The sequence below is a fragment of the Sphingobium sp. TomTYG65 genome, assembly GCF_055395525.1.
This window is the reverse complement of record NZ_AP027331.1, coordinates 208,149-231,578: the sequence shown is the minus strand read 5'-3', so window position 1 is coordinate 231,578 and position 23,430 is coordinate 208,149. Positions and strand designations below refer to the sequence as shown.

Sequence of the window (23,430 nt, the reverse complement as noted above, 5' to 3'; positions counted from 1 at the left end):
CCTAGCCTACAGCTTGACAATACATAGTGTACGGGCAAATGATGTGTATGGCCAAAATGGCGACAAGTAGGAGAGGATCAAGGCATGCCGAAGCACGCGTTCGGGGCTCTGCTGTCGCCAGGCCACATAGGGACGATGACGTTACGCAACCGCATCGCCGTGACCGCGATGGGCGCCAGCCTAGCCGAGCCGGACGGTCATTGCGGTGATCGCATCCGCGCCTATCATGAGGAACAGGCAAAAGGCGGCGTGGGGCTGATCATCACCGGCGTTGCTGGCGTCGCCTGGCCCGTCGGCAGCAATCAAATCAACCAGATCGCCATTTCCGACGACCGTTTTCTCCCGGGGCTGAAAGCGCTGGTGGAAGCGGTGCATGCCCATGGCGCGAAGATCGCGCCGCAAATTCACCATGGCGGGCTTGTGGCGCAGGGCGATCTCCTGGCGGGCCGTCCTGTCTGGTGCCCATCCATTCCCGATGCGCCGAAGGGCGACTTCACGGAAAGCTTCCTGCTTGAGGAACTTGCGGAGGCACCCTTTGGCAAGATAGCGTCCGTCGAGTTCAAAGTGATGACGGTCGAGGATATCCGGACTGTCCGCGAACAGTTCGCGGCGGCGGCTTTCCGGGCGAAACAGGCGGGTTTCGATGGCCTCGAAATCCATGGCGGCCACGGCTACCTATTGTCCTCCTTCCTTTCGCCAGCAACGAACAAGCGGACGGACGACTATGGAGGCCCGCTGGAGAACAGGGCACGCTTTCTATTGGAAGTCATAGCGGATGTGCGGGCGGCGGTGGGTGCGGACTTCCCCATCTGGTGCAAACTGGACTCGCGTGAAGTCGGGAAGAAGGACGGGATAACGATCGAGGATGCCGTCCGCGTCGCCAAGATGGTGGAGGCGGCGGGCGTCAATGCCATCACCGTCACTGCCTATCATGATCCCAGTTTCGGCAAGCTGCATTCCGCGTCGCACACGCCGCACGAACCCGGCCTTAACATCCCCTTCGGCGCGCGCATCAAGGCGGCCATCTCGATTCCCGTGATCGCGTCCGGCCGCATCACGCCTGAACGCGCTGAACAAGCGATAGCCGACGGCTCGCTTGATTTCGTATCGATGGGGCGTCCGCTGCTCGCAGACCCGCATCTGCCGCGGAAACTGGCCGAAGGTCAGCGCGAAGATGTGATGCCCTGCATCTATTGCTATACGTGCATCAGCGCCATTTATCATGGCCAGCCGCTACGCTGTGCCGTCAACGCCGAGACCGGTTTCGAATATCTTCGCGATGACCGCCCGCGCGAACGGAAGCGGGTAGTTATCGTCGGCGGCGGTCCAGGAGGCATGGAAGCCGCCCGCAGGCTTGATGAAGCGGGACATGAGGTCGTGCTCGTGGAGCGTTCGGCCCGGCTTGGCGGCACCTTGCGCTTTGCAGCGCTTGCCTACACGCCGAACGAATTGTTGCTGAACTGGCTGAAACGCAAGGTCAAAAGCTCGCGCGTCGATGTGAGGCTAGGCACAGCCTGCACGGTCGAGTTGATGCGCAGCCTTGCGCCCGACGCGGTCATCGTCGCCACGGGCGCTGTTCGAGAGATGCCTCCTATACCAGGCAGTGACCTTCCGCATGTGCTATCCGGCGACGAGCTGCGCCAGTTGATGCTGGGTGAAAAATCGGAACAGCTGAAGCACAAGATGGGCGTAGGTACGCGCCTTGCGACGAAGATCGGCGCGGCGACCGGCCTCACCGCCAATCTCGATTTTGTTCGCGCTGCCACCCGCCGTTGGATGCCGCTGGGCAAGCGGATCGTCATCATCGGCGGTGAGCTAGTGGGGCTGGAGCTTGCCGAATTTCTGATGGAGCGGGGCCGTAGTGTCGCGGTGGTGGACGATGCGCCGCGCTTCGGCAAGGGTCTCACTATTGTCCGCCGCATGCGCATTTTGGATGAACTGCGCGAGCATGGGACTGAACTATACCCCTCGTCATCCGGCATCGTCATCGGGCGCAAGAGCGTGACGTTTCAAGATGGCCATGGTTTGGCACGCGCGCTCGACGCTGATCATGTGATCGTCGCGAAGGGCGCTCGCGGTGATTCCGAGCTGGGCGATGAGTTGGAGGCGGCAGGCTTTCAAGTGCATCGGATCGGCGATGCGACGGGCATCGGCTATATAGAAGGGGCCATGCGCGGGGCGGCGGACGCCGCCGCTAAGATCTAAGGCAATTAACTCAGTTTCCGCGATGGCGGAGTAGCCGCCAGTTCTTGTCGCCAGATGTAATTGCAGCGTTCGACTGTAGGAATTAGGATCGGCCTCGCGCACGGTTTCGCGGGCTAGGCGTTGGCCAGGCATGACGCCGGAGAAAATGCAATGACATGGCCGAACGCTTCTGGCGAGATGGCGGCCCGGATAAGAGACCATGATTGGTCGGCGACCACGCTGGGGGCTATGGAAGGCTGGCCCGGAGCGCTGCGGACGGCCATCGATATAATGCTGGCCTTGCCTCAGCCCGCGACGATCCTGTGGGGCGCCGCGCATCTTCAATTCTATAATGATGCCTATATCGATATCGCCAAGGATCGTCATCCGCAGCTGCTTGGCCGCCCGGTGGCCGAAGGATGGCCTGAGGTCTATGACGCGGTGATGGCTCCGTTGCTTAATGAAGCGCGCGCCGGAAGGGCCGTGCAGCTCCTTGACTATATAGTGGCGCTCCGCGAGCCGGATGGCAGTTTGGCGGAACATGTGTTCGACACCAGCTGGTCGCCGCTATTCGATGACGATGGCCATGCCAGCGGCGTTCTGCAGACTCTGTTCGAAGTGACCCGGCGCCGGTCGGCGGAAGCCGCCTTGCGCAGCACCGAAGCGCGCTTGGCCGCAGCCTTTGAAAGCGTCCCGGTCGGCGCAGCCGTCATAGGCCTGGACGGGAAAGCCGTGGTTTCAAACAGCGAATTCCGCCGGTTTTTGCCCACGGGAGTCATCCCCTCGCGTGATCCGGATCGGGTTGCGCGATGGCGCGCCTGGGACAAGGAAGGCCGGCCGCTGGACCCCGATGACTTCCCTGCCGCCAGGGCATTTCGCGGAGAGAGCGTCACGCCCGGGCAGGAGATGCTCTATACCGATGACGACGGCCGCGAGATCTGGACCAGCGTCGCGACGGCGCCGACCTTTGATGAGAAGGGTAATGTCACCGGCGTCGTGGAAACGATATCGGACATAGACGATGCCAAGCGCAGCGCCGAGGCATTACGCGAGAGTGAGGAGCGAATCCGGCAATTTGGCGACGCTTCACAGGATGTGCTGTGGATACGCGACGCAGCCACGATGCAGTGGCAATATCTGACCCCCGCGTTCGAAACGATTTACGGCCTCAGCCGGGAGGAGGCGCTGTCCGGCGACAATTATCGCAGCTGGCTGGAACTGATCGTGCCGGAAGACCGGGCAGCGGCCAAAGATGCCATGGAGAGGGTTCGCGCGGGCGAGCATGTGACCTTCGAATATCGCGTCAAGCGGCCGGGCGATGGCGCAATCCGCTGGCTGCGTAATACAGACTTCCCGATCGTCACTGCGGGTAGTGAGGTCACGCTGATCGGCGGCATCGGCGAGGACATCACAGAGGCGAAGCTGAACCAGGAGATAATGGAGGAGAGCGAGGAACGCCTGCGCAGCGCGGTCGAGGTCGGTCGACTGGGATTGTGGGACTGGAACGTGCTGACCGACGAAGTTCACTGGTCGGACGAGCATTTCCGGATGGAGGGCTATCAGGTCGGAGAGGTGAAGCCGAGCTATAGCGCATGGGCTGAGCGGATCCACCCTGATGACCTGGAAGGCGCCGAGACGGCGCTTCGGCATGCCAGGGCAACGCACGAGGAATATGTGCGAGAATTCCGCGTCGTGCATCCGGACGGATCAATCCATTGGCTCTATGGCCGCGGCCGCTTCATCTATGATGAGGCAGGCGAGGCCATTCGCATGATCGGCGCCGTGATGGACATTACGGAGCGGCGGGAATCTACGGAACGGCAAAAGATATTGCTGGCGGAACTGCAGCATCGGGTCCGCAATATTCTGGCCGTCATACGGTCGATCATCAGCCGGTCTGACAATGGGGATCGCCCGACCGAGGAATATATACAGCATCTCCAGGGCCGGATTTCGGCGCTCGCTCGCACGCAGGTGTTGCTGACCCGAAAGGCCGGGGCGGGGGTCGATCTGGAATATATTATCCGCGACGAACTGCTGGCTCAGGCGGCTCAGGAAGGGCAGATCGAACTGGCGGGCCCAGACGTCGAACTATCGCCAAAAGCGGCAGAGGTGTTGACCCTATCCATCCACGAACTGGCGACAAACGCCACCAAATATGGCGCGTTCACCCGGCCCAGCGGCAGGCTTCAGGTGCATTGGAAAAGCGAGATGCGCAAAGGGCAGCAATGGCTGGTCCTGCACTGGGTCGAGCGGGGTGTTCCGGTTCTCGATTCAGCGCCGCGACGCAAGGGGTTCGGTTCCGAACTCATATCCCGCCGCATCCCTTATGAACTGAAGGGGAAAGGGAGCATCACGCTGAAGCCCGGTGGCCTTGAAAGCTGTATCGAGTTCCCGCTGCGCCCGGGAGACAGTATCCTTCAGCCGAACGGAGTAGGATGATGGGTGATACTGCGCACAGCCTGCGCAATGCGCAGGTCCTTGTCGTCGAGGATGATTTTTACTTGGCCTCCGATCTCCAGGCTGCGCTGGAAGACGAGGGCGCTACCGTCATTGGTCCCTTCGCGGACGAAGCGGATGCGGGTCGCGCTCTTACCGACGTCCAGCCCGACTGCGCGTTCGTCGACGTGAACCTGGGGCAGGGGCCCTCTTTCGACCTAGCGCGCACGCTTTCGGAGCGGGCCGTGCCTTTCGCCTTTGTCACGGGCTATGATCGCAGCACTATTCCCGAGGAGTTCGCCAGCGTCGTCCGGTTCGAGAAGCCGGTGGATGTTCGCAGGGTGGTAAGGATGCTGGCGAACATGCTTCAGGATGAGTAGGCGGCGGGGGTGTCGCGCTGGTAAACGTCATCCTGAAGAACGATGCCCTTTTCGGTCGGCAAGGCCGTAAGATAGAGGATGTAAACAGGAACGGGCTGCGGCAGTGGCACATGCGTTTCGGGCGCGGCAGCAGCAGTCATGACCTTGCCGCGCATAAGCCAACGATAAAACAACGGCGCATCGGCGAGCCGTACGCAACCCGAACTCAGACGGCGATCCTGCTTCACGAAGGCCGATTTGCCGGGCGTGTCGTGAAGGTAGATGCCGAGGCGATTTGGCAGCATGAACTTGACTGCGCCCATCATATTGCCGGAGCCGGCTCCGCTCTGACGCGCATCCGCTCCGGCCTTGGCGGCTTTCCCGCGCCGGGAAAGCTGGTAGCAAATTGAAAGCAGGCTGGAGAGAGGATTGATATGGCTGATAGACCCGTCGCGATCGTTACCGGTGGTGGCACCGGCGTCGGGGCCGCGTCGGCCAAAGCTCTCGCTGCTGATGGATATGACATCCTGGTGAACTATGCCCGCAGCGCGGACGCGGCGGCTGATGTTGTGTCTCACATCCTCGCAGGGGGCGGCGACGCTTTCGCACTGCGCGCCGATGTCGCCAACGACCAGGACTGCCGGGCGCTCGCGTCGGCGGCGGTTGAACGCTGGGGTCGCATCGATGCTCTGGTGCACTCGGCGGGACTGACCCAATTCGTGTCGATGAGCGATCTGGAAGGGCAGGGCGCAGAGGATTTCCAGCGCATCTATGGCGTCAATGTCATCGGTGCCTATCAGATGACGCGGGCCGTGCAGCCAGCGATGAGCACACAGGAACGGGGTGCCATCGTGTTGGTCTCATCGATCTCCAGCCTGAACGGCACCGGCAGCTCCTATGCTTATGGGGCGTCCAAGGGCGCGCTGAACACGCTGACCATGGCGCTCGCCCGCAATCTGGCTCCAGTTCGGGTCAACGCCGTTCTGCCCGGCGTGATCGATGGCGACTGGCTGCGTAGGGGGCTGGGCGAGGCCGGTTTCGACCAGGCTCGCAAAATCTTTGAGGAGGCGTCCGCGCTCGGCCGCTTGTGCACGCCGGAGGACATTGCTTCCACCATCCGGTGGCTCGTCAACGACGCCAGCGCGGTGACGGGGCAGCTGATCACCGTCGACGCCGGAGCCATGATCGGCCGCCCTCCGCAGGTCGTGCCGCGATAATCCACGCGATGAATGTAAAGAAGATTGGCGCGGAGAATGACGCCTGAAAGATAACTGGTCCACAAGCGTGATAAGCTACTGACTGATTTCCGGCCGTGACGCGGGGCTCGTAATGACCAGAACGGGGGGCCTATTCATCGCCGACCAAACTATGAAGATCGAAGCGACCCAGGATATTGTGCGCGACAGCACGGCGGATATCCGCTATGCCATAAACATTGCGCGGAATTTGCTGCAGGCATCCGCCGTGACTGAGAGACCAACGCGCTCCCGCTTGCAAGCCGAGGAGCCGCCATGGACGATCTCAATCATTTGCTGCGATGCGAGCAGGAAGAGTTGCTGCGCGCGCAATCGGCGTCTTGTGCATCATCACGGATCGCGCATCAGGGGCTGGCGCAAGACTATGCCCGCCTCATTCGTGATCATCGCCTCCCATATCGGTCGAAGAAGGTGGACGGGTCCACGCACTTCAACCCCTTTCCTTTTGGGCCCTGGGGAATTCAAGCATGAGCCGGGCCATCCACATCGATCAAAGCCCTGACGCCATCGAAGCGCTGTGCGCGAAACATATGTTCCGGGTATCCACCGTAGAACCCCTCCTATCGGGCGGCTCGAGAGTCGTGTTGCTCGACCCCAGAGACGCGGATGCTCTTCGTGTCCTCATGAAGCACAAGCTGATCCTGGGTGAGGTGAAGCGTTCTCCCTCTCACATCGCCAGGCAGTTGCCGAGTGGTACGCGGAGATATTGATGGAGCAGTTCCGCCGTCTAGAACGCGGCAGGCTCGCCGCGCTGGCCCAAGCTCTTCTGGCGAAATGCCCGCGGCAGAAGAGCGAACATGAGGAGCAGGCCCGCGCCTATGCGAAGATCATCGATGTGCTGAGCCGCGAAGGACAAGAAGCCGTGATGCGCTTGCGCAGCTGACGACCACAGTCCCATTGGCTGGATTGCCTTTCTGCGTCCGATGCGGCTTGTGGGTCGCGCTCGGAACGCGAGTCGGCTTGGCGAAGTTCTTTGGTCGCTCGCGGCGCTGAACCGGCCGCGAGCAGATCAGGATATCGCATGCGCCTTAAAGTAAAAGCCAGGCTCGCCTACCATATGCCGCTCCAGGCCGATGTGCTGCTGGCGATCGAGGGCGCGCAGATGCCGGAGCAACGGTTGGTGAATGACCTGCTCACCGTCAGCGCTGCCGAGCCGCTGCGCACGGTGCCGGGGGACGACGGCATCGGCCGCAGAACCTGGGCCAGCGCTCAGGGCGACTTTCTGGCGGAATATAGCGGCATTTTTGATGTCGAGCGGACGGCCAGATCGCTGGTCGGACTGCCGATTTCCTCGCGCCCCGATCTTCCTGCACATGTCATACCCTATCTTTGGCCCAGCCGTTTCTGCGAGTCCGACCGGTTCGTCTCTTTCGTGACGCGGGAGTTTGGCGAGTTGGAGGGCGGAGCGAAGATCGATGCGATGGCGCAATGGATACGCCAAAACATCGACTACAGGCTAGGTGCGAGCCACGGGACGACCAGCGCGGTCGACAGCTTCGTGGCGCGCGAGGGCGTATGCCGCGACTTTTCGCATGTGATGGCGGCCTTCGCCAGGGCAGCGGGTATCCCCGCGCGCCTCGTCTCAGCCTATGCCTGGAAGCTGGAGCCACCCGATTTCCACGCTGTCGTGGATGTCTGGCTGGACGGCGACTGGCATCTCATCGATGCCAGCGGCCTTGCTCCGGTGGAAGGGCTTGTGCGCGTTGCGGTTGGACGAGATGCCACCGACATCTCCTTCATGACCATCTTCGGATATGCGGAGTTAGTTAGTCAGGAGGTTTGCGTGACACAGCTCGCTCCCGACGCAACGGACAGCGTCACCCCGACCTAATTGCCTTTGGTCGCAAGCCAGATCGTATGGGTGACATGTTCCTCGCCAGCCAGGGCAGGGATGCTCACTTCCTCCACCTCAAAACCGGCCTTGTGCAGGCGATCGACAAAATCGTCATCCGTATAGGCTGACCATATCGCGAGGATGCCACCTGGCTTCAGTGCGCCACGGGCTGCCCGTAATCCCCAGTTGCAGTAGAGCCGTTCGTTGGGAAGGTGGATCATCCCGTCAGGACCATTATCCACGTCGAGAAGGATGGCGTCGAAAGCCGCCGACTGCCTGATGATCACGTCATGCACATCAGCCATTTCAAGCGACAGGCGCGGATCGTCGAGATAATTCTGAAACAGGTGGGACAAATGCCCCTTCGCCCATTTGACGACTTCAGGGACAAGTTCGGCCACGACGACCTCAGCCTTTGATGAAAGCGACCTCAGCGCCGCTCCCAGCGTGAAGCCCATCCCCAGCCCGCCGATAAGGATACGGCCATCGCGATGGGGCAGCCGTTCGCATACCAGCGTGGCCAGCGCTTCTTCCGAATGGCGAACCTGATTGCCCATCAGCTCGTCGTCTTCGAACTGGATGGAATAATCATCCCCCCTGCGCCACAGGAGCAATTCACCGCCGCCCGGAAGCTGCGCGGTGTCGACCAGTTCTACCGGAATTTCCGCGCTGTCATCTTGTGCCGCCAGCATGCTCATTCCGCGTTTACGGCCGCGACTTAGTCAGGGCGTATTGACCGGGTTCAGCCTTGAACACGTCGCGGGCGAAGGTACGCACCGCAGCCGCGGACTTGAACGTCTCCTCCTGCAGATGCGACGTCACCAGCGGATAGCCTTGAGAATTATAACGGGTCTCCCGAACCGTGAGCCGGAAGTTCCCATCATCATCCTTGGAGATCAGATAGGGGCGGATTGCTTCTCGGCTCATGGAGACTCCTGATTGGTAATTTGAACGATCGGCAGCGCAGATGCGCTGCCGGGAATGGAGGTCAGCCCACCATCGCCATGACGACGCGCTTCAGTTCACAGCTCGACAGGGTTGCCGGGCGGCGAGGAGCAGCGGACCGCGCCTCTTGCCTGCGTGAAGATGAGGAATGCGTTAGGCGTTTATCGGGTTTGGAAAATTTATTCATAGATGATCCTCGCGGCCTGAGCCGCACTTTCATATATGTCCCTCGCGCCACGGCGCGGCCTGTAATCAGGCGCTTGCGGCAGTGGCGCGGAGAGACATGCTTTTTTATTTGCAAGGGCGCCGCATTGGCCAAAAGCCGTTGCAGCTCCCCGTTCAAGACGATGCCCGGTTTTTGCGAGCGAGATATCGCGCGTCGCGGGCTGACTTACGTTCAGCCTCGCTGAGTTCGGGCTTCGGCTTGGGTGCTTTTGCTGCGGCCACTTCGCTAGCCTGCGCACGTTTGGCAGCCTTTTGCTCTTTCGCCGCGAGCAGTTCCTTCTGGCGCTTTTCGCGCGCCGCAGCTTCCTTGGCCAGACGGCGTTCCGCCTGATCCGGAGTAGCAGTCCGAACCACGGGCGCATTCGTCCGCAGTCGCTCGAGAACCTCTGTCCGGGCGCTCGCCGCAGCGGCTATGCGCTCCTGGAAATGCGGTTCCTTGTATCTTTTCATTAAGAGGAAAGTCCTGTTTTCTAATTCAAGCGGGCAGGGGCGGCCGAAGCCGCCCGGCCTCCTTCAGGCAGGCTGAAGGTTGGCTGCCGACGCCTTGCCGCGCTGATCTGTTTCCAGCGTGTATGACACGCGCTGATCCTTCTCGAGCGTGCGCATGCCGGCCCGTTCGACCGCAGAGATGTGCACGAAGGCATCATTGCCGCCGCTTTCCGGCGCGATGAAGCCATAGCCCTTGTCGGCGTTGAAGAATTTGACTGTTCCGGTGATCATATTGGAGCTCCTTGTCCAAGTTTAATGGGCGCGCGCGACAATGCGCGCATCCCGGCTTCAAGAGGCAGATGTGGGACAAAGGAGAGCCGAAGCGGCCCAATATCCGTCGAAACGCGACGTTCAGCGAGACGTTGATAGCACAAATAGACGGAAATGCAAAATAGGGGAAAATCGACCAATAAAGCAACCGCTATCGATTTGCCGACAACATCAGATGCTGCGGCCTTTTTCTGTTTACTTTGAGCGTGCCGCCTCGTCGCGTTTGGCTTGGGCAAGGGCATCGTTCAAGGTCGAGTAGCGCCACTCACGATAATGGTAGCGATAGGCCGGCACCTTCGTGATGCCATAGCGGGCCATGAGTTCGGTTTCCTCTGCCGGGGCGACAGTCATTTTCTCTCCAATGCTGGTAAGCAGGTTGGGAACCGCATCATTGCCGCCCGCCGGCTGCGGGCTGGGCAAGCAGCTTGACCGCATTTTCGACCATGGAATACCCCGCTGGATCGGCCATCGCCAAATCCAACGGCCGGGCTCCCAAGGAGGCGTTATGGGTGTTCAAAAAGCGGATTGCTTCCTCATGCCCCAACAGGTTGAAGGCCAGATGCGTGATCAACCCCTGCCGCCGCGCCCGATCCGGAGAAATTCGCGCCTCGCGATTGACGAAAGCTCGCCTTCGCGGCCGGGCGGGCGTGGTGGCATCCGTCGTCATGCTTGAACAACCAGATCTGTGGTCCGATACGGTCGATCCGTCCAGGACAGCCAATCCGCCGAAGCACTCGCATTTTTCGAGGACAGGAGGTTGAATATCTGAACGCCGATAACGCCCGCTGCGGACAGGTGCTTGTGGCGTGTCGGTTCACTGACAGCTTCAGCAGCACGCATGAGCGAGATTTGATGCTCGGAATAAAGATGATTGAGGTCCATTTGCGTCTCCCTGGTAAGCGGGAGCGCGATGGTCTCTCAGTCAAGAACGCCTACATTGCCATGTCCTTGATGACCTCCATATAGGCTTAATCTCAAATCTTGCAAGATTTCCCCGGTAACCTGGCAAACAACTGCTCGGCTATGGCGGACAGAATTATCGACGGAGGTTCTGCTTGTACAAAGCTGTCGTTGCGCTTGTGAGATCATCCTTTGCCCGCCGCTGAATATCCATTCAGTCACGACGAAATGAGGCGAGCTGTCGATCGCCTGTAGTCAAATTCCAAAACTTACAATCGGTTAATGAAACTGTTCTCTTCCATCAGCCGTTGCTAGTGCAATGGATGAAAGAACAGAGGTCAGCTCATGCGCACCACGGCAGTCAATGGAGCCGGTACTGAATTCCGGTTAGCATATATTCCGCTCTACCGGGATGACGAAGCAAATCACTGCCTGGGCTGTGGGAGGCAGCATTGGATCATAGGACGCATGACCGCAGAGTGTGGCTATTGCGGCACCGCCCTTCCACTGGAACGATTCAGCACCTGGAGCGCGGCGCCCCGTATCGAGTGCCGGGATCATTCGGCAGACGACCTTCCCGAAGAGATGCGTCCGGTAGCATAACGGCGTGCGTGCAAGCTGCGCACCAGCGGGGCCACCGGATCGTCCACAGGCCGGTTGAGCGGATAATAGTCTGTTCTATTCTTTCCGGAGTCGATAGGCGGCGTGGATAATCCGGAGTTTCTATGATCGACCACCCCACATCCGCCATTCCTTGGGATCAGCCCGCCACCATGATCGACCTTGAGGGCCGCGCCCCGATCATCGGCACCATCCGCGACTGCGCCCAACATTTTGCGATCTTCAAGCCGCATGCGCGTGAGCAGGCCCGTATTCTGCTGACCCAGCCGATCCATCGACTGGGCCGTAAGACGCGGACCTGGCTTCTGGAACCGTTCGAGATCGAGCAGTTGGCGATTAGGCTACGCGCGGAAACTCAGTGACGCGGACCCGTCGTGCAAACCGCCAAGCAAAATCTCAAGTTGTGCTTTTCCATAGGGTTATGACGCTTAGGAAAATTCTTCCCAGGATACATGGTTCCAAATCGGGAGCAGGACGTTAGTAGAAGCTGAAGCAACAGGGATGATGGCATCGGATGGGTGGGGGATCGGATATTCTCGTTGCGGGCGGGATGATGGGGGAGCTGATCCGGAAGCACGACTGGGGGAGTACCACCCTCGGCCGTCCGGAAACATGGCCGCAGACCCTGCGCACGGCTCTCAACATCATGATATGCTCTGGTCATGCGATGTGCATCATTTGGGGGCCGGAGCGAACAATCCTCTACAATGATGCCTATGCTCCTATCTTGGGAGGACGCCATCCTGCGGCGTTGGGTCGTTCGACTGAGGAGGTATGGCCCGAACTATGGGACGACATAAAACCGCTGATCGACCGCACTTTTGCGGGCGAAGCCTGCGTTTTCCGTGACCAGCCCCTGACCATGACGCGAAACGGGTTTGCGGAGGAGACATGGTGGGATTTCGCATATTCGCCCATTCATGATGAACGCGGCAGCGTCGCGGGACTCCTGAACGTCACTTCCGATAGCACCGCGCGCGTGATCGCCTTGCGTGAGCGGGAAGTGGCGCTCAACGAGCTGACCGCGAGTGAGGCTTTCGTCCGAAGCATTCTGGCGAGTTCGACCGATTGCATCAAGGTCATCGATCTTGACGGCCGCCTGACGTTCATGAGCGAGGGTGGTCAGAAGATCATGGAAGTGAGCGATTTCAATGCCATCCAAGGATGCCCATGGCCTGGCTTTTGGGAAGGTGCTGGCAAGGTTGAGGCGATTGCTGCGATCGAGCATGCTCGTCGCGGTGAAACACGGAGTTTCGTCGGGCAGGCCAGCACCATGGGTGGAACGCATAAATGGTGGCATGTCGCAGTCAGCCCCGTCCTCGACTCCAGTGGCCGGCCCGATCGTATCCTGTCAGTCTCTCGCGACATAAGCGCCCTGCGCGCCAGCGAGGAAGAGCGCGACCGTTTCGTGCGGCTTGCGGAGAACAGCACCGACTTCATCGGCATGGCCTGGACCGACGGCACGCTATTTTACCTGAACAACGCAGCTCGGCATATGGTGGGCGTTGAAGGCGCCGACGTTACAACACTCACAATCGCTGATTTCTTTGCACCCGACGAAGCTGCAAAGGTTGCGAATGAAGTGCTACCAGCCGTTACGCGCGACGGTCATTGGTCGGGCGAGGTTGCCTTCCGCCATTTCGGCACCGGAGAGGCGATCCCGGCGCTTTATTCTGTGTTTTCCATAACGGACGCGAGCGGCGCCGTGATTGGCTACGGCACTGTAACGCGCGATTTTCGCGATCGGAAGCGGGCAGAGAACGAGCTGGCGCTCATGAATGGCGAATTGGCGCACCGCCTCAAAAATGTGCTCGCCATCGTTCAGTCTGTCTGCAGTCAAACCCTCCGCACCGCTCTAGATACCGAAACGGCCAATCGCGACCTGACGGCGCGTCTCGCAGCCCTTGGCGCGGCAACGGACGTGCTGACGAGCAGATCCTGGCGATCTGCCAATTTGCAGGAGTTGGTCGAACGGACGCTTGCGCCCCACGCTGCCATCGGGGAGCGCATCCTTATCAACGGCCCGCAAGTGATGTTGAAAGCGGAGGTATCAGTGGCGCTCGTGCTGGCGTTGCACGAATTGGCGACCAACGCGGCCAAATACGGGGCGTTGTCCAATGATAGCGGATTTGTTTCTCTCACCTGGGCGGTTGAGGGAGTGGGCGAAGATGCCGCTTTCTCCATACGGTGGGAAGAGCAGGCGGGACCAGAGGTGTTGCCGCCAACGCGCACCGGCTTTGGAACCAGACTTATCGAACGATCCTTACGAGCATATTTTCGGGGTCAGGTTGCAACTGTGTACCGACCAGAGGGATTGTTATTCCAATTGAACACGCGGCTCGCGGACGCCGCGGCGGCTATTGAGAACTGAATATGGGGCAGAGCAAGCCTATCAACACTAGGGCCATCCTGATCGTGGATGATGAAGCCCTGATCCGTTTCGACCTTGCGGATTTCTTTGAGGCCGCCGGCTGGCGTGTGTTCGAAGCGGAGAGCGCCGACGCAGCGATCGAAATCCTCCGCAGTCACAAGGAAATCCGTGTCGTCCTGACCGACGTACAGATGCCCGGATCGATGGACGGACTGAAGCTCGCACATCATGTGCGTGGCTGTTCTCCGCCAACAATTCTTTTTGTCGTGTCCGGCCATCTTCGTGTGCCCAATGACGCCCTCCCGATCCGAACCACCTTCTTGCCCAAACCGTTCGACCCCAACCGGGTACTGACGCAGATCGAAACTGATCTGACCTGATCGTGGGGCCTGAGCTGCTGTAGGCAATCCGTGGTCCAGAAGCTGGTCGGCAGGTCGCCGACGCGAGCCATCTTAGTCGCGAACCTCAGACATGAACCAGATGAGCCACCGTATCGGGGCTGTCCTGCGCCGTCCGGCCCTCCTTCACGATCCTTCCACGCTGCATGACCAGATACCGGTCGGCAAAGCTCCAGGCGAAGTCCAGATTCTGCTCAACAATAAGGATCGCGACATTGAGCTCTGTCCGCACGCGGCGCAGCGCATCTTCGATCTGCTGGACAATATTGGGCTGGATGCCCTCGGTTGGCTCATCGAGCAGCAGAAGCTGCGGCTGCCCCGCCAGTGCGCGACCGATGGCGAGCTGTTGCTGTTCGCCGCCTGACAACACCCCGGCCTTGCGGTTCGCAATCTGTGTCAGCTTCGGGAACAGATCGAACACCATGTCGGGCACCCTTTTCGGTCCCTTGAATCCCTTGCGCGCGAGTGCCGAGAGCCCGACCTCCAGATTTTCGCGCACGGTCAGATGTGGAAAGATATGGCGTCCCTGCGGCACAAAGCCGATGCCCGCGCGGGACCGCTGATGCGCCCCGATTTCCGTGATCTCGTCGCCATGCCAGTAGATATAGCCGCCCGAAACGGGAAGTTGCCCCATGATGGTGCGGATCAGCGTCGTCTTGCCGACGCCGTTACGGCCCAAAATCGTGACGGCGTCGCCAGCCTTCAGATCGAAGGCGACGTCCCACAGCACCTGTCCCTTGCCATAGGCGGCGGACACGCTGCGCAGATTCATGAGGTCGGTCATTTCGCCCTCCCAAGATAGATGGCGGCAACTTCCTCGTCCGCGCGGATCTGTTCCAACGTGCCTTCGCGCAGCAGCCGTCCCTGATGCAGCACGACCACATGGCCGCCCAGCTGCGACACGAAGTCGATGTCATGGTCGATCACCAGCACCGCATGCTTGCCCAGGAGGGATCGGACCAGCGCGGCGGTCTGGCTGCTTTCCGCCGCGCCCATGCCGGCGGTCGGCTCGTCGAGCAGCAGCAGTTCAGCGTCGGTCGCCACTACCATGCCGATTTCCAGCCATTGCTTCTCGCCATGCGACAGATTGCCCGCCAGCGCATCGCGCCGGTCGGTCAGGCCTATGCGTTCGATGATCTCCTCCGCGCGGGCACGCGCTTCCGCTTCCCCCTTGCGGGAGAAGCTGGACCACCAGCGCCGGTCACGCGTGGCAGCGATCGTCAGATTGTCGATCACCGAAAGCGCGACGAGTACGCCCGGCGTCTGGAACTTGCGACAAATGCCCCGCCCGACAATCGCATGTTCGCTCTCCTCCTGTATCTCCGCACCGTGGAAGAGAACCTTGCCCGAAGCCGGACGGACGCGGCCGATGATGGAGTCGCACATGGTCGACTTCCCCGCGCCATTGGGGCCGATAACCACCGTCATAGACCCGCTTTCGATGGTCAGCGACAGATCATCTATCGCCTTGAACCCATCGAAATCGACGACGACATTCTGAAGCTGGAGCATGGGAGCGCTCATAGTGCGGCCTCCACTTCCACAGATTGGGGTTTTCCGCGGCGCCAGCGGGCGAACATGTCGCCGGCCTTGCCGGGCCGGAAGGGGTGATCGGGACCGAACAGGCCCGCCAGCCCCTGGGGCAATATAGTCACGGCCATGATGAAAAGAGCGCCAAGTCCATAGAGCCAGACTTCAGGCATGGCTGTCGAAATCTTGTCCTTGGCGAAATTGACCAGCAGCGCGCCCGCGATCGCGCCGATCAGGCTGTTGCGCCCCCCAATGGCAGCCCAGATCACCATCTCGATGGAGGGCACCACGCCCACCAGCGCGGGCGATACCACGCCGGCATGCAGGGTGAAGAGCGCGCCCGACACGCCGGTCAGCAGCGCGGCGACGGCGAAAGCGATCACCTTATAAGGAGTTGGATCATAGCCCAGGAAGCGCATGCGGTTCGCTCCGTCCCGTGTGGCGCGCAACAGCTTGCCATAACGGCTCGCAAGCAGCCATTGCAGTCCCAGCACGCCGACAACCACCAGCGCGAGCGTGATGAAATAGAGCGCGAGCGTGGTGGAAGGCAGGTTGAGGTTGAAGCCGAACAGCGTCTGATAGTCGGTGAGGCCATTGAACCCGCCGGTGAGCCCCTGCTGGCTGATCAGCAGGGTTGCGAAGGCGAGCGCCAATGCCTGGGTGATGAGTGCAAAGTAAACCCCGCCGATCCGCCGCCGGAATATCGCCCACGCCATCAGCGCTGCGAGTGCTGCCGGGACGATCAGCACGGCAAGGATCGCGACGACAGGGCTTTTGAGCATGGACCACCACCAGGGCAGCGCCTCTGTGCCGGACCAGATCATGAAATCCGGTAGTTCCCCTTCCGCCAATCCGGCGAGCTTCAGGTGCATGGCGAGGGCATATCCGCCCAGCCCAAAGAATACGCCCTGTCCCAAACTCAATATCCCACCTTCGCCCCACAGGAGGACAAGGCCCATGGCGGTGAGCGATAGCGCCAGGAAACGGGCAAGCAGGTTGAGGTCATAAGCGGAAAGCAGCCATGGCGCAGCGATGGCGAGGATCAGCGCCACGCCGCTTGCGGTCTGCCTGATGGGAAGCGCCTTTGTCACGGGCGGCACTCCTATTCTGCGTCGAGCGCGCGGGAACGGACGGCGATCACGCCCTGCGGCCGGAACTGGAGGAAGAGGATGACGAAGAGCAGCGTCAGCACCTGCGCAAAGCTCACGTCCACGAAGATTTGCGAAAGCGCCATGAACAGCCCGATCATCAACGCGGCCAATGTCGTGCCGATGATGCTGCCAAGGCCCCCCAGGATCACAACGAGGAACGCCGTGACGATATAGCTCTGGCCAACGGTCGGTGTGACCGGGCCGAGCAGCGCCAGCACGACGCCGCCTACGCCGGCCACGCCTGCGCCCAATGCGAAAATGAAGGCATCGACCTGTCGCACGTTGACGCCCATGGCAGCGGCGGTCGGGCGGTCCTGATTGACGGCGCGCACCAGCAGGCCGATGCGCGTGGTGCGCAGCAGCAGGGCAAGGCCGCCAAGCACTAAAGCGGCAAGCAACAGGATGAATAGACGGATCGTCGGCAACTGCAGCGGCCCGAGTGCGAAGCCGCCATCCAGCCATGCAGGCGCCGTCACGGATACGCCGGTGGCGCCGAACAGGTCGCGTGCGGCCTGCTGAAGGATCAGGCTGACGCCCCACGTCGCCAACAGCGTATCAAGGGGGCGGGATGTGAGCTTGCTCACCAGCGTCACTTCCAGCAGGCCACCCAGCAGGCCCGCGCCGATGAAGGCGACGAACATCGCCACGATGATGCCCAGCGGCCCCGGCACGAACAGGATGGTGAGATAGGCAAGGTAGCTGCCCATCATCAATATTTCGCCATGGGCCATGTTGATGACGCGCATCAGCCCGAAGCTGAGGGCCAGGCCGAGCGCGGCGAGGATATAGAGCGACGCTACGCTGAAGCCGTTGAACAGCTGGCCGAAGAGAAATGCGGCGTCCATAGGCGCCTCCCTATTGCTTGGTCCTTGGCGCTTTCCGCCTTCGCGCCGGTTCTTGAGAGGGAGCCAGAACCGGACGCGAAGGCGGGCAGCACATCATGCTGACGGGTCGCTTGTCAGCCGATGCTGCAGGTCTTTCCTGGGAAGGCGAGCGGATCATAGGGCTCGGGTTGGATCGCTCCCTTGGACGTCCAGAGGATTTTGAATTGGCCCTTGGGATCTGCCTCGCCAATATAGGCGGTCTGGACCAGGCTGTTGTTCTTGACGAAGTTCACCTTGCCGAGCGGCGTGTCCACGGCGTCGAGCGTCACCGCCGCCGCCCGGACCTTGGCCGGGTCGGTGCTGCCAGCTTTTTCGACGGCAGCCTTCCAAACATAGACATCCACATAGCCATGGACCATCGGATCGGTCAGCACCTTATCCTCGCCGAATTTGGCCTTGTACGCCTTGATGAAGTTGGCGTTGGCGTCGCCTTCCAATGTCTGGAAGTAATTCCACGCGGCAAAGCTGCCTTCGACCAGCGCTGGGCCCATGGCCTGCGCTTCCTGCTCGCCGATGGAGAAGGACATGACCGGGATCACCTTGGGCGTCAGGCCCGCTGCCGCCATCTGCTTGAAGAAGGCGACGTTGGAATCGCCGTTCAGGGTGTTGAAGATAATGTCCGGCTTGGCCGCCTTGATCTTGCCTATGACACCGGAAAATTCGGTGCCGCCCAGCGGCTGATATTCCTCTCCGGCCAGTTTCAGGCCGTCCTTTTCCAGATGTTTCTTGACGATCAGGTTCGCTGTGCGCGGATAGACATAGTCTGAACCCACCAGGAAGAAGTTCTTATATCCCTTTTCCTTGGCCCAGTCATAAGCAGGCAAGGTCTGCTGGTTGGGCTGCGCCCCCGAATACATGATGTTGGGTGAACATTCATTGCCTTCGAACTGCACCGGATACCAGAGCAGGTTCTGGGTCTTTTCGAACACCGGCAGCATTGCCTTTCGGCTGGCGGAGGTCCAGCCGCCGAACACGGTGGCAACGCCGTCGTCAGAGATCAGCTTGTTCGCCTTTTGCGCAAAGATAGCCGGGTCCGATGCGCCGTCCTCCGTCACCGCCGCAATCTTCTTGCCAAGCACGCCGCCCGCCGCGTTGATCTCGTCGATGGCGAGCTGGGTGGAATTCTTCACCGTGTCCTCGCTGATCGCCATTGTACCGGACAGCGAATGAAGGATGCCAACCTTGATCGCGTCGCCGCCCGCTGCCGCCGTGCTGTCGGCGCTCTCGGTCTTGCTGCATGCGCTCGCCAGCATGGTGCAGGCGAGCGTCAGCGCCAGAAAGGATTTTCTGCGAAGCCCTGTTTTCATGAATTTGCTCCTGTGACTGAGGTGCCCGGTGGCGTGCCGCCGCTCTACCGGGCAAGGATGCTGCGGTGCGATAATCGCAGCCATGGGTCATTTGACGTAGGTGGAGATCAGAAGGCCGCGCCGATGGAGAAGAGCGCTGCGCCCTTCGCCCGGTTGCCGCCGCGTGAATTCGCGGAATATCGATTGGTATCGACATAATCGATGCCGAAGGTCACGGCTTTGTACGTATAGAAGGCGCCTAGTTGCCAATTGACCTTGTTGTTCCAGTTGGTCCCGTCCTCGTAACCGAGCAGGCCACGGAAGGCGAGGCCAGTGTCCGGCACGGCGTAGCGCGCGCTGCCATAGACATAGGTCGAATGACCGCCGCCATTATATTCGTCATGGATGACACCCGCCCCTCCCGTGACGGGGCCAACCGGCCCGTTGATGCCGAATTCATATTGGTCAAAATCCAGATCGTCGATGTCGTGGAAGACGAGCCGCAAATATCGTGCCCGAATATTGACGTCGCCAATATCGGCCTGCACGCCGCCGAAGAAGTCGGTTTCCATCGCGCCTGCGCCTGCATCCTTGTCCAGGCTGGAACCCCAGACGCCACCATAGATGCTGAAAACGCCCGCGACCGGAATCTTGGCCGATACCACGCCCTGGATCACCGGCTTATTGTCGGACAGGGACGCGCCGCGCAGGCGATAGTCGGTCAGGAAGGTCGCTGCACCAGACAGGATAACCGGCTCACTGCCAGCATCCTGCGCCTGCGCCTGCGCCTGCATCGATCCTGTCGCCATGGCCGCTGCTCCGGCGGCTAAAAGCATGCCCAGTTTTCCGTACCGCTTCATCGTGTTTGTCCCCTTTGCTCATTTGCAGGGACATATTGTGCAATGCAGCAGCAACACGGCATGCGGCATTTGACGTAGATCGAAACGGTCGGTCGGAGCAGGGCTGTGGGCCGCCCCCTAGGGCGTCGCCGGTCAATACGTCAAATGTCCACCATGGTGGCGACAACTCACATTGAACGCGGCTTTTTTCCGGACATAATAGCCAACGAGGAGACATGTCTTTGTTCAACCCTAGCGATCATCCGGCAATTGGAATGGTGACGGACGCCACCATCGCCGCCCATTGTGCAGTGCCACATAGTCTGCGAAGCCAAGGGGAATTGCGGCTCGCTTTTGAGCAGAGGCGCGAACGGACGGTGTTGAAGGACAGCTATCAGTCGGGCTGCCTGCGCGCGCGTCTGCCCCGCCGCGATGAGGCTGGGCGACCCTGCGCCGTTCTGATCAACACGGCGGGCGGCTTGGCGGAAGGCGATAGCGTGCGCCAGTCGGTCCGCTGGGCGCCGCACACAGCCGCTACTGTGACGGGGCAGGCGGCGGAGAAAGTCTATCGGGCGCTATCCCATGGTTGCCGCATTGAAACGGAACTGTGCGTCGAACAAGGCGCCGACGCCGAATGGCTGCCGCAGGAAACGATCCTGTTCGACCGCGCGCGCCTGGTCCGCGAGACGCGCATCCTGCTCGACGCGGACGTGACCTTTTTGGGAGTGGAGGCCGTGGTTCTGGGCCGCACGGCGATGGGCGAACGCATCGTGCAGGGAGCGCTGAACGACCGCCTGCGCATCTATCGCAACGGACGGCTGATCTATGCCGACGCGCTGGTGCTGGAGGGGGAGGTCGATGCGATGATGCGCCGCTCGGCCGTTGGGGGCGGGGCAGGGGCCATGGCCGTGATCGTCCACGCCTCCGTCCGCGCCGCTGCGCTGCTGGAGCCGGTGCGGGAGGCCCTTGCCACACCCTCGGGCCGGGCGGCGGCGAGCAGCTGGAACGGCCTGCTCGCCATAAGGCTACTCGCGCCCGATGGCGCGGCCTTGCACGCCGACGTCATGACGGCTCTGTCGGCCCTGCGCGAAGGTCGCCCGCTACCGCGCGTGTGGAGGTGCTGAGATGCTGCTGACCCCTCGCGAGAAGGACAAGCTGATGCTCGCCATGGCGGCAATGGTTGCCCGACGGCGGCTGGAGCGCGGCGTCCTGCTCAACTACCCCGAGGCCGTGGCGCTGATCTCCGACTATGTGTTGGAGGGTGCGCGCGACGGGCGCAGCGTCGCAGACCTCATGGAAGCAGGCACTCATATACTCTGCCGCGCACAGGTCATGCCCGGCATCGCCGAGATGATCCCCGACGTGCAGGTCGAGGCGACCTTTCCCGACGGCACGAAGCTGGTGACGGTACATGACCCGATACGATGACATGATTCCCGGCGAACTGCTGCCCGGACCCGGCGATCACATATTGAACGCGGATCAGCCGGTCACGCGGGTGAGCGTTGCCAATAGCGGCGACCGTCCGGTGCAGGTGGGCAGCCATTATCATTTCGCGGAGGCCAATGACGGGCTGATCTTCGATCGGAAGGCCGCGCTGGGACAGCGGCTGGACATTCCCGCAGGGACGGCGGTGCGCTTCGAACCGGGGCAGACCCGGGACGTCGACCTCATCCCCCTGCGCGGCGCGCGAACGGTGATCGGCTTTCAGGGCAAGGTGATGGGAGGGCTGGACTGATGCCTTACGCAATGCCCCGCGCCGCTTATGCCGACATGTTCGGTCCCACGGTGGGCGACCGGATGCGTCTCGCCGATACCAACCTGATCATCGAAATCGAGCGAGACTGCACGATCCTGGGTGAGGAGGTGAAGTTCGGCGGCGGCAAGGTGATCCGCGACGGCATGGGTCAGAGCCAGATCACAAATGCGGCGGGCGCTGCAGATACCGTCATCACCAACGCAGTCGTCATCGACTGGAGCGGCATCTATAAGGCCGACGTGGCGCTGAAGGGCGGGCGCATCGCCGCCATCGGCAAGGCGGGCAATCCCGACATCCAGCCCGGCGTGGATATTATCATCGGCCCCGGCACGGAGATCATCGCGGGCGAAGGCAAGATCCTGACTGCAGGCGGCATCGACGCGCATATCCATTATATTTGCCCGCAGCAGGTCGAGGAAGCGCTGAGCAGCGGCGTCACCACCTTCGTCGGCGGCGGCACAGGGCCGGCGACCGGCACCAACGCGACCACCTGCACTCCAGGACCATGGCATATCCAGCGGATGCTGCTGGCGGCGGAAGGGTTGCCGATCAACCTCGCCTTTGCGGGCAAAGGCAATGCTAGCCGCCCAGAGGCCATTATGGAGATGGTGCAGGCGGGGGCGGCGGCGCTCAAGCTGCATGAGGATTGGGGGACCACGCCCGCGGCCATCGAGTGTTGCCTGTCGGTGGCGGACCAGATGGATGTTCAGGTGATGATCCACACCGACACTCTCAACGAAAGCGGCTTTGTCGAGGACACCATCGCCGCGTTCAAAGGCCGGACCATCCATGCCTTTCACACAGAGGGTGCGGGCGGCGGCCATGCGCCTGACATATTGAAGCTGGCGGGTTTCGCCAACGTCATCCCAAGTTCCACAAATCCTACCATGCCCTTCACGGTCAACACCATCGACGAGCATCTGGATATGCTCATGGTCTGCCATCATCTCGACCCGTCGATCCCGGAGGATCTGGCCTTTGCCGAAAGTCGCATTCGCAAGGAGACAATCGCGGCGGAGGATATTCTCCATGACATGGGGGCGCTGTCGATCCTGTCGTCCGACAGTCAGGCGATGGGCCGGGTAGGCGAAGTCATCACCCGCACCTGGCAGACCGCGCACAAGATGAAGGCGCAGCGTGGCGCCTTGCCGGGCGACAAGGCGCACAGCGATAATCTGCGCGTGCGGCGCTATGTCGCCAAATATACGATCAACCCCGCCATAGCGCAGGGCATGAGCCGCGAAATCGGATCAGTGGAGGTCGGGAAACTGGCCGACCTTGTCCTCTGGTCGCCCGCCTTTTTCGGCGCGAAGCCCGATCTGGTGCTGAAGGGTGGGATGATCGTCCATGCCATGATGGGCGATCCCAACGCTTCCATTCCGACGCCCCAACCCGTCCATGCCCGCCCGATGTTCGGCGCTTATGGAAAGGCAATGGCGGCAAGCTGCATCAGCTTCATCAGCCAGGCGGCGGTCGACGCTGGTGTGGCGGAGCGGCTGGGCCTGACGCGCACGGTGCTACCCGTGGTCGGCACGCGCGGTATCGGCAAGAAGGACATGAAGCTGAACGACGCGCTGCCGGATCTGCGCATCGATCCGGAAACCTACGAAGTGCATGCCGACGGCGAACTGCTGACCTGCGAACCTGCCACCGCACTGCCGCTCACCCAACGTTATCACCTCTATTGAAG

28 protein-coding genes are annotated in these 23,430 nt (G+C 61.2%); 14 read left to right on the top strand and 14 right to left on the bottom strand.

Features of this window, described 5'->3' with window-relative positions; translation table 11 throughout:
- The first annotated feature begins 84 nt into the window (after positions 1-84).
- From ACZ5Y5_RS14995 to ACZ5Y5_RS14985, 3 genes are all read left to right on the top strand, one after another.
- Complete coding sequence (locus ACZ5Y5_RS14995; RefSeq protein WP_464811301.1) at positions 85-2,205, top strand: oxidoreductase; 2,121 nt, start codon at positions 85-87, stop codon at positions 2,203-2,205.
- Between the two features lie 150 nt (positions 2,206-2,355).
- Positions 2,356-4,626, top strand: a complete 2,271-nt coding sequence (locus ACZ5Y5_RS14990; protein ID WP_464811300.1) for a PAS domain S-box protein — start codon at positions 2,356-2,358, stop codon at positions 4,624-4,626.
- The gene (locus ACZ5Y5_RS14985; protein WP_464811299.1) at positions 4,626-5,003 is read left to right on the top strand and encodes a response regulator; all 378 of its coding nucleotides are present in this window, start codon (positions 4,626-4,628) and stop codon (positions 5,001-5,003) included. The genes ACZ5Y5_RS14990 and ACZ5Y5_RS14985 overlap by 1 nt, the downstream gene beginning before the upstream one ends.
- On the opposite strand, the gene ACZ5Y5_RS14980 is transcribed toward ACZ5Y5_RS14985, so the two are convergent.
- A complete protein-coding gene (locus ACZ5Y5_RS14980; protein ID WP_464811625.1) occupies positions 4,991-5,389 on the bottom strand; it encodes a L,D-transpeptidase family protein in 399 nt (132 codons plus the stop codon). The two genes, ACZ5Y5_RS14985 and ACZ5Y5_RS14980, sit on opposite strands and share 13 nt — an antisense overlap.
- Positions 5,390-5,416: 27 nt before the next feature.
- On the opposite strand from ACZ5Y5_RS14980, the gene ACZ5Y5_RS14975 reads away from it, so the two are divergent.
- From ACZ5Y5_RS14975 to ACZ5Y5_RS14960, 4 genes are all read left to right on the top strand, one after another.
- Positions 5,417-6,199, top strand: coding sequence for an SDR family NAD(P)-dependent oxidoreductase (locus ACZ5Y5_RS14975; RefSeq protein WP_464811298.1), 783 nt, complete (start codon positions 5,417-5,419; stop codon positions 6,197-6,199).
- Between the two features lie 294 nt (positions 6,200-6,493).
- Positions 6,494-6,709: a hypothetical protein gene (locus ACZ5Y5_RS14970; protein WP_464811297.1), complete on the top strand. Its 216-nt coding sequence runs from the start codon at positions 6,494-6,496 to the stop codon at positions 6,707-6,709.
- Between the two features lie 238 nt (positions 6,710-6,947).
- Positions 6,948-7,121, top strand: coding sequence for a hypothetical protein (locus tag ACZ5Y5_RS14965; RefSeq protein WP_464811296.1), 174 nt, complete (start codon positions 6,948-6,950; stop codon positions 7,119-7,121).
- 138 nt (positions 7,122-7,259) lie between these two features.
- Entirely contained in the window at positions 7,260-8,069 is an 810-nt protein-coding gene (locus ACZ5Y5_RS14960; RefSeq protein WP_464811295.1) for a transglutaminase-like domain-containing protein, read from the top strand.
- Here ACZ5Y5_RS14960 and ACZ5Y5_RS14955 read toward each other — a convergent pair.
- The 7 genes from ACZ5Y5_RS14955 to ACZ5Y5_RS14925 form a co-directional block, all read right to left on the bottom strand.
- A complete protein-coding gene (locus ACZ5Y5_RS14955) occupies positions 8,066-8,764 on the bottom strand; it encodes a spermidine synthase (protein ID WP_464811294.1) in 699 nt (232 codons plus the stop codon). The genes ACZ5Y5_RS14960 and ACZ5Y5_RS14955 overlap by 4 nt on opposite strands.
- A 13-nt stretch (positions 8,765-8,777) precedes the next feature.
- Positions 8,778-8,999, bottom strand: coding sequence for a hypothetical protein (locus ACZ5Y5_RS14950; RefSeq protein ID WP_464811293.1), 222 nt, complete (start codon positions 8,997-8,999; stop codon positions 8,778-8,780).
- A 357-nt stretch (positions 9,000-9,356) separates the two neighbouring features.
- Positions 9,357-9,692: a DUF6481 family protein gene (locus ACZ5Y5_RS14945; protein ID WP_464811292.1), complete on the bottom strand. Its 336-nt coding sequence runs from the start codon at positions 9,690-9,692 to the stop codon at positions 9,357-9,359.
- 63 nt (positions 9,693-9,755) lie between these two features.
- Positions 9,756-9,962 carry a cold-shock protein gene (locus ACZ5Y5_RS14940; RefSeq protein ID WP_464811291.1) on the bottom strand — a complete coding sequence of 69 codons (207 nt, stop codon included), beginning with the start codon at positions 9,960-9,962 and terminating at the stop codon, positions 9,756-9,758.
- 234 nt (positions 9,963-10,196) lie between these two features.
- Positions 10,197-10,352 (bottom strand): hypothetical protein, encoded by a 156-nt coding sequence (locus tag ACZ5Y5_RS14935; RefSeq protein WP_464811290.1) that lies wholly within the window; start codon positions 10,350-10,352, stop codon positions 10,197-10,199.
- A gap of 37 nt (positions 10,353-10,389) precedes the next feature.
- Positions 10,390-10,668, bottom strand: coding sequence for a hypothetical protein (locus tag ACZ5Y5_RS14930; protein WP_464811289.1), 279 nt, complete (start codon positions 10,666-10,668; stop codon positions 10,390-10,392).
- The gene (locus tag ACZ5Y5_RS14925) at positions 10,665-10,883 is read right to left on the bottom strand and encodes a hypothetical protein (RefSeq protein ID WP_464811288.1); all 219 of its coding nucleotides are present in this window, start codon (positions 10,881-10,883) and stop codon (positions 10,665-10,667) included. Before ACZ5Y5_RS14925 ends, ACZ5Y5_RS14930 begins: the two co-directional genes overlap by 4 nt.
- Positions 10,884-11,626: 743 nt before the next feature.
- On the opposite strand from ACZ5Y5_RS14925, the gene ACZ5Y5_RS14920 reads away from it, so the two are divergent.
- From ACZ5Y5_RS14920 to ACZ5Y5_RS14910, 3 genes are all read left to right on the top strand, one after another.
- On the top strand, positions 11,627-11,884 hold the full coding sequence (locus ACZ5Y5_RS14920) for a hypothetical protein (RefSeq protein ID WP_464811287.1): 258 nt from the start codon (positions 11,627-11,629) through the stop codon (positions 11,882-11,884).
- A 152-nt stretch (positions 11,885-12,036) separates the two neighbouring features.
- Positions 12,037-13,893, top strand: coding sequence for a PAS domain-containing sensor histidine kinase (locus ACZ5Y5_RS14915; RefSeq protein ID WP_464811286.1), 1,857 nt, complete (start codon positions 12,037-12,039; stop codon positions 13,891-13,893).
- A 2-nt stretch (positions 13,894-13,895) separates the two neighbouring features.
- Positions 13,896-14,273: a response regulator gene (locus tag ACZ5Y5_RS14910; protein ID WP_464811285.1), complete on the top strand. Its 378-nt coding sequence runs from the start codon at positions 13,896-13,898 to the stop codon at positions 14,271-14,273.
- 85 nt (positions 14,274-14,358) lie between these two features.
- Here ACZ5Y5_RS14910 and urtE read toward each other — a convergent pair whose 3' ends face one another.
- From urtE to ACZ5Y5_RS14880, 6 genes are all read right to left on the bottom strand, one after another.
- Positions 14,359-15,075 carry an urea ABC transporter ATP-binding subunit UrtE gene (gene urtE, locus ACZ5Y5_RS14905; RefSeq protein WP_464811284.1) on the bottom strand — a complete coding sequence of 239 codons (717 nt, stop codon included), beginning with the start codon at positions 15,073-15,075 and terminating at the stop codon, positions 14,359-14,361.
- Positions 15,072-15,815: an urea ABC transporter ATP-binding protein UrtD gene (gene urtD, locus ACZ5Y5_RS14900; protein WP_464811283.1), complete on the bottom strand. Its 744-nt coding sequence runs from the start codon at positions 15,813-15,815 to the stop codon at positions 15,072-15,074. The genes urtE and urtD overlap by 4 nt, the downstream gene beginning before the upstream one ends.
- Complete coding sequence (gene urtC / locus ACZ5Y5_RS14895) at positions 15,812-16,912, bottom strand: urea ABC transporter permease subunit UrtC (protein ID WP_464811282.1); 1,101 nt, start codon at positions 16,910-16,912, stop codon at positions 15,812-15,814. The genes urtD and urtC overlap by 4 nt, the downstream gene beginning before the upstream one ends.
- A gap of 11 nt (positions 16,913-16,923) precedes the next feature.
- Positions 16,924-17,817, bottom strand: a complete 894-nt coding sequence (gene urtB / locus ACZ5Y5_RS14890; RefSeq protein WP_464811281.1) for an urea ABC transporter permease subunit UrtB — start codon at positions 17,815-17,817, stop codon at positions 16,924-16,926.
- Between the two features lie 113 nt (positions 17,818-17,930).
- Positions 17,931-19,163: an urea ABC transporter substrate-binding protein gene (urtA, locus tag ACZ5Y5_RS14885; RefSeq protein ID WP_464811280.1), complete on the bottom strand. Its 1,233-nt coding sequence runs from the start codon at positions 19,161-19,163 to the stop codon at positions 17,931-17,933.
- Positions 19,164-19,270: 107 nt separating this feature from the next.
- Positions 19,271-20,002, bottom strand: coding sequence for a TorF family putative porin (locus tag ACZ5Y5_RS14880; protein ID WP_464811279.1), 732 nt, complete (start codon positions 20,000-20,002; stop codon positions 19,271-19,273).
- Between the two features lie 215 nt (positions 20,003-20,217).
- On the opposite strand from ACZ5Y5_RS14880, the gene ACZ5Y5_RS14875 reads away from it, so the two are divergent.
- The 4 genes from ACZ5Y5_RS14875 to ureC are packed head-to-tail and all read left to right on the top strand — an operon-like array spanning position 20,218 to position 23,428.
- Entirely contained in the window at positions 20,218-21,105 is an 888-nt protein-coding gene (locus ACZ5Y5_RS14875) for an urease accessory protein UreD (protein ID WP_464811278.1), read from the top strand.
- A 1-nt stretch (position 21,106) separates the two neighbouring features.
- Positions 21,107-21,409, top strand: coding sequence for an urease subunit gamma (locus tag ACZ5Y5_RS14870; protein ID WP_464811277.1), 303 nt, complete (start codon positions 21,107-21,109; stop codon positions 21,407-21,409).
- Positions 21,393-21,719 (top strand): urease subunit beta, encoded by a 327-nt coding sequence (locus ACZ5Y5_RS14865; protein WP_464811276.1) that lies wholly within the window; start codon positions 21,393-21,395, stop codon positions 21,717-21,719. Before ACZ5Y5_RS14870 ends, ACZ5Y5_RS14865 begins: the two co-directional genes overlap by 17 nt.
- Positions 21,719-23,428 carry an urease subunit alpha gene (gene ureC, locus ACZ5Y5_RS14860; protein WP_464811275.1) on the top strand — a complete coding sequence of 570 codons (1,710 nt, stop codon included), beginning with the start codon at positions 21,719-21,721 and terminating at the stop codon, positions 23,426-23,428. The genes ACZ5Y5_RS14865 and ureC overlap by 1 nt, the downstream gene beginning before the upstream one ends.
- The last annotated feature ends 2 nt before the right edge of the window (positions 23,429-23,430 follow it).

Excerpts from the sequence above, each read along its gene's own strand:
- ACZ5Y5_RS14995 (WP_464811301.1), top strand. The coding sequence starts at position 85 with ATGCCGAAGCACGCGTTCGGGGCTCTGCTGTCGCCAGGCCACATAGGG.
- ACZ5Y5_RS14990 (WP_464811300.1), top strand. The coding sequence starts at position 2,356 with ATGACATGGCCGAACGCTTCTGGCGAGATGGCGGCCCGGATAAGAGAC.
- ACZ5Y5_RS14985 (WP_464811299.1), top strand. The coding sequence starts at position 4,626 with ATGGGTGATACTGCGCACAGCCTGCGCAATGCGCAGGTCCTTGTCGTC.
- ACZ5Y5_RS14975 (WP_464811298.1), top strand. The coding sequence starts at position 5,417 with ATGGCTGATAGACCCGTCGCGATCGTTACCGGTGGTGGCACCGGCGTC.
- ACZ5Y5_RS14970 (WP_464811297.1), top strand. The coding sequence starts at position 6,494 with ATGGACGATCTCAATCATTTGCTGCGATGCGAGCAGGAAGAGTTGCTG.
- ACZ5Y5_RS14965 (WP_464811296.1), top strand. The coding sequence starts at position 6,948 with ATGGAGCAGTTCCGCCGTCTAGAACGCGGCAGGCTCGCCGCGCTGGCC.
- ACZ5Y5_RS14960 (WP_464811295.1), top strand. The coding sequence starts at position 7,260 with ATGCGCCTTAAAGTAAAAGCCAGGCTCGCCTACCATATGCCGCTCCAG.
- ACZ5Y5_RS14955 (WP_464811294.1), bottom strand. The coding sequence starts at position 8,764 with ATGCTGGCGGCACAAGATGACAGCGCGGAAATTCCGGTAGAACTGGTC.
- ACZ5Y5_RS14950 (WP_464811293.1), bottom strand. The coding sequence starts at position 8,999 with ATGAGCCGAGAAGCAATCCGCCCCTATCTGATCTCCAAGGATGATGAT.
- ACZ5Y5_RS14945 (WP_464811292.1), bottom strand. The coding sequence starts at position 9,692 with ATGAAAAGATACAAGGAACCGCATTTCCAGGAGCGCATAGCCGCTGCG.
- ACZ5Y5_RS14940 (WP_464811291.1), bottom strand. The coding sequence starts at position 9,962 with ATGATCACCGGAACAGTCAAATTCTTCAACGCCGACAAGGGCTATGGC.
- ACZ5Y5_RS14935 (WP_464811290.1), bottom strand. The coding sequence starts at position 10,352 with ATGACTGTCGCCCCGGCAGAGGAAACCGAACTCATGGCCCGCTATGGC.
- ACZ5Y5_RS14930 (WP_464811289.1), bottom strand. The coding sequence starts at position 10,668 with ATGACGACGGATGCCACCACGCCCGCCCGGCCGCGAAGGCGAGCTTTC.
- ACZ5Y5_RS14925 (WP_464811288.1), bottom strand. The coding sequence starts at position 10,883 with ATGGACCTCAATCATCTTTATTCCGAGCATCAAATCTCGCTCATGCGT.
- ACZ5Y5_RS14920 (WP_464811287.1), top strand. The coding sequence starts at position 11,627 with ATGATCGACCACCCCACATCCGCCATTCCTTGGGATCAGCCCGCCACC.
- ACZ5Y5_RS14915 (WP_464811286.1), top strand. The coding sequence starts at position 12,037 with ATGGGTGGGGGATCGGATATTCTCGTTGCGGGCGGGATGATGGGGGAG.
- ACZ5Y5_RS14910 (WP_464811285.1), top strand. The coding sequence starts at position 13,896 with ATGGGGCAGAGCAAGCCTATCAACACTAGGGCCATCCTGATCGTGGAT.
- urtE (WP_464811284.1), bottom strand. The coding sequence starts at position 15,075 with ATGACCGACCTCATGAATCTGCGCAGCGTGTCCGCCGCCTATGGCAAG.
- urtD (WP_464811283.1), bottom strand. The coding sequence starts at position 15,815 with ATGAGCGCTCCCATGCTCCAGCTTCAGAATGTCGTCGTCGATTTCGAT.
- urtB (WP_464811281.1), bottom strand. The coding sequence starts at position 17,817 with ATGGACGCCGCATTTCTCTTCGGCCAGCTGTTCAACGGCTTCAGCGTA.
- urtA (WP_464811280.1), bottom strand. The coding sequence starts at position 19,163 with ATGAAAACAGGGCTTCGCAGAAAATCCTTTCTGGCGCTGACGCTCGCC.
- ACZ5Y5_RS14880 (WP_464811279.1), bottom strand. The coding sequence starts at position 20,002 with ATGAAGCGGTACGGAAAACTGGGCATGCTTTTAGCCGCCGGAGCAGCG.
- ACZ5Y5_RS14875 (WP_464811278.1), top strand. The coding sequence starts at position 20,218 with ATGTCTTTGTTCAACCCTAGCGATCATCCGGCAATTGGAATGGTGACG.
- ACZ5Y5_RS14870 (WP_464811277.1), top strand. The coding sequence starts at position 21,107 with ATGCTGCTGACCCCTCGCGAGAAGGACAAGCTGATGCTCGCCATGGCG.
- ACZ5Y5_RS14865 (WP_464811276.1), top strand. The coding sequence starts at position 21,393 with ATGACCCGATACGATGACATGATTCCCGGCGAACTGCTGCCCGGACCC.
- ureC (WP_464811275.1), top strand. The coding sequence starts at position 21,719 with ATGCCTTACGCAATGCCCCGCGCCGCTTATGCCGACATGTTCGGTCCC.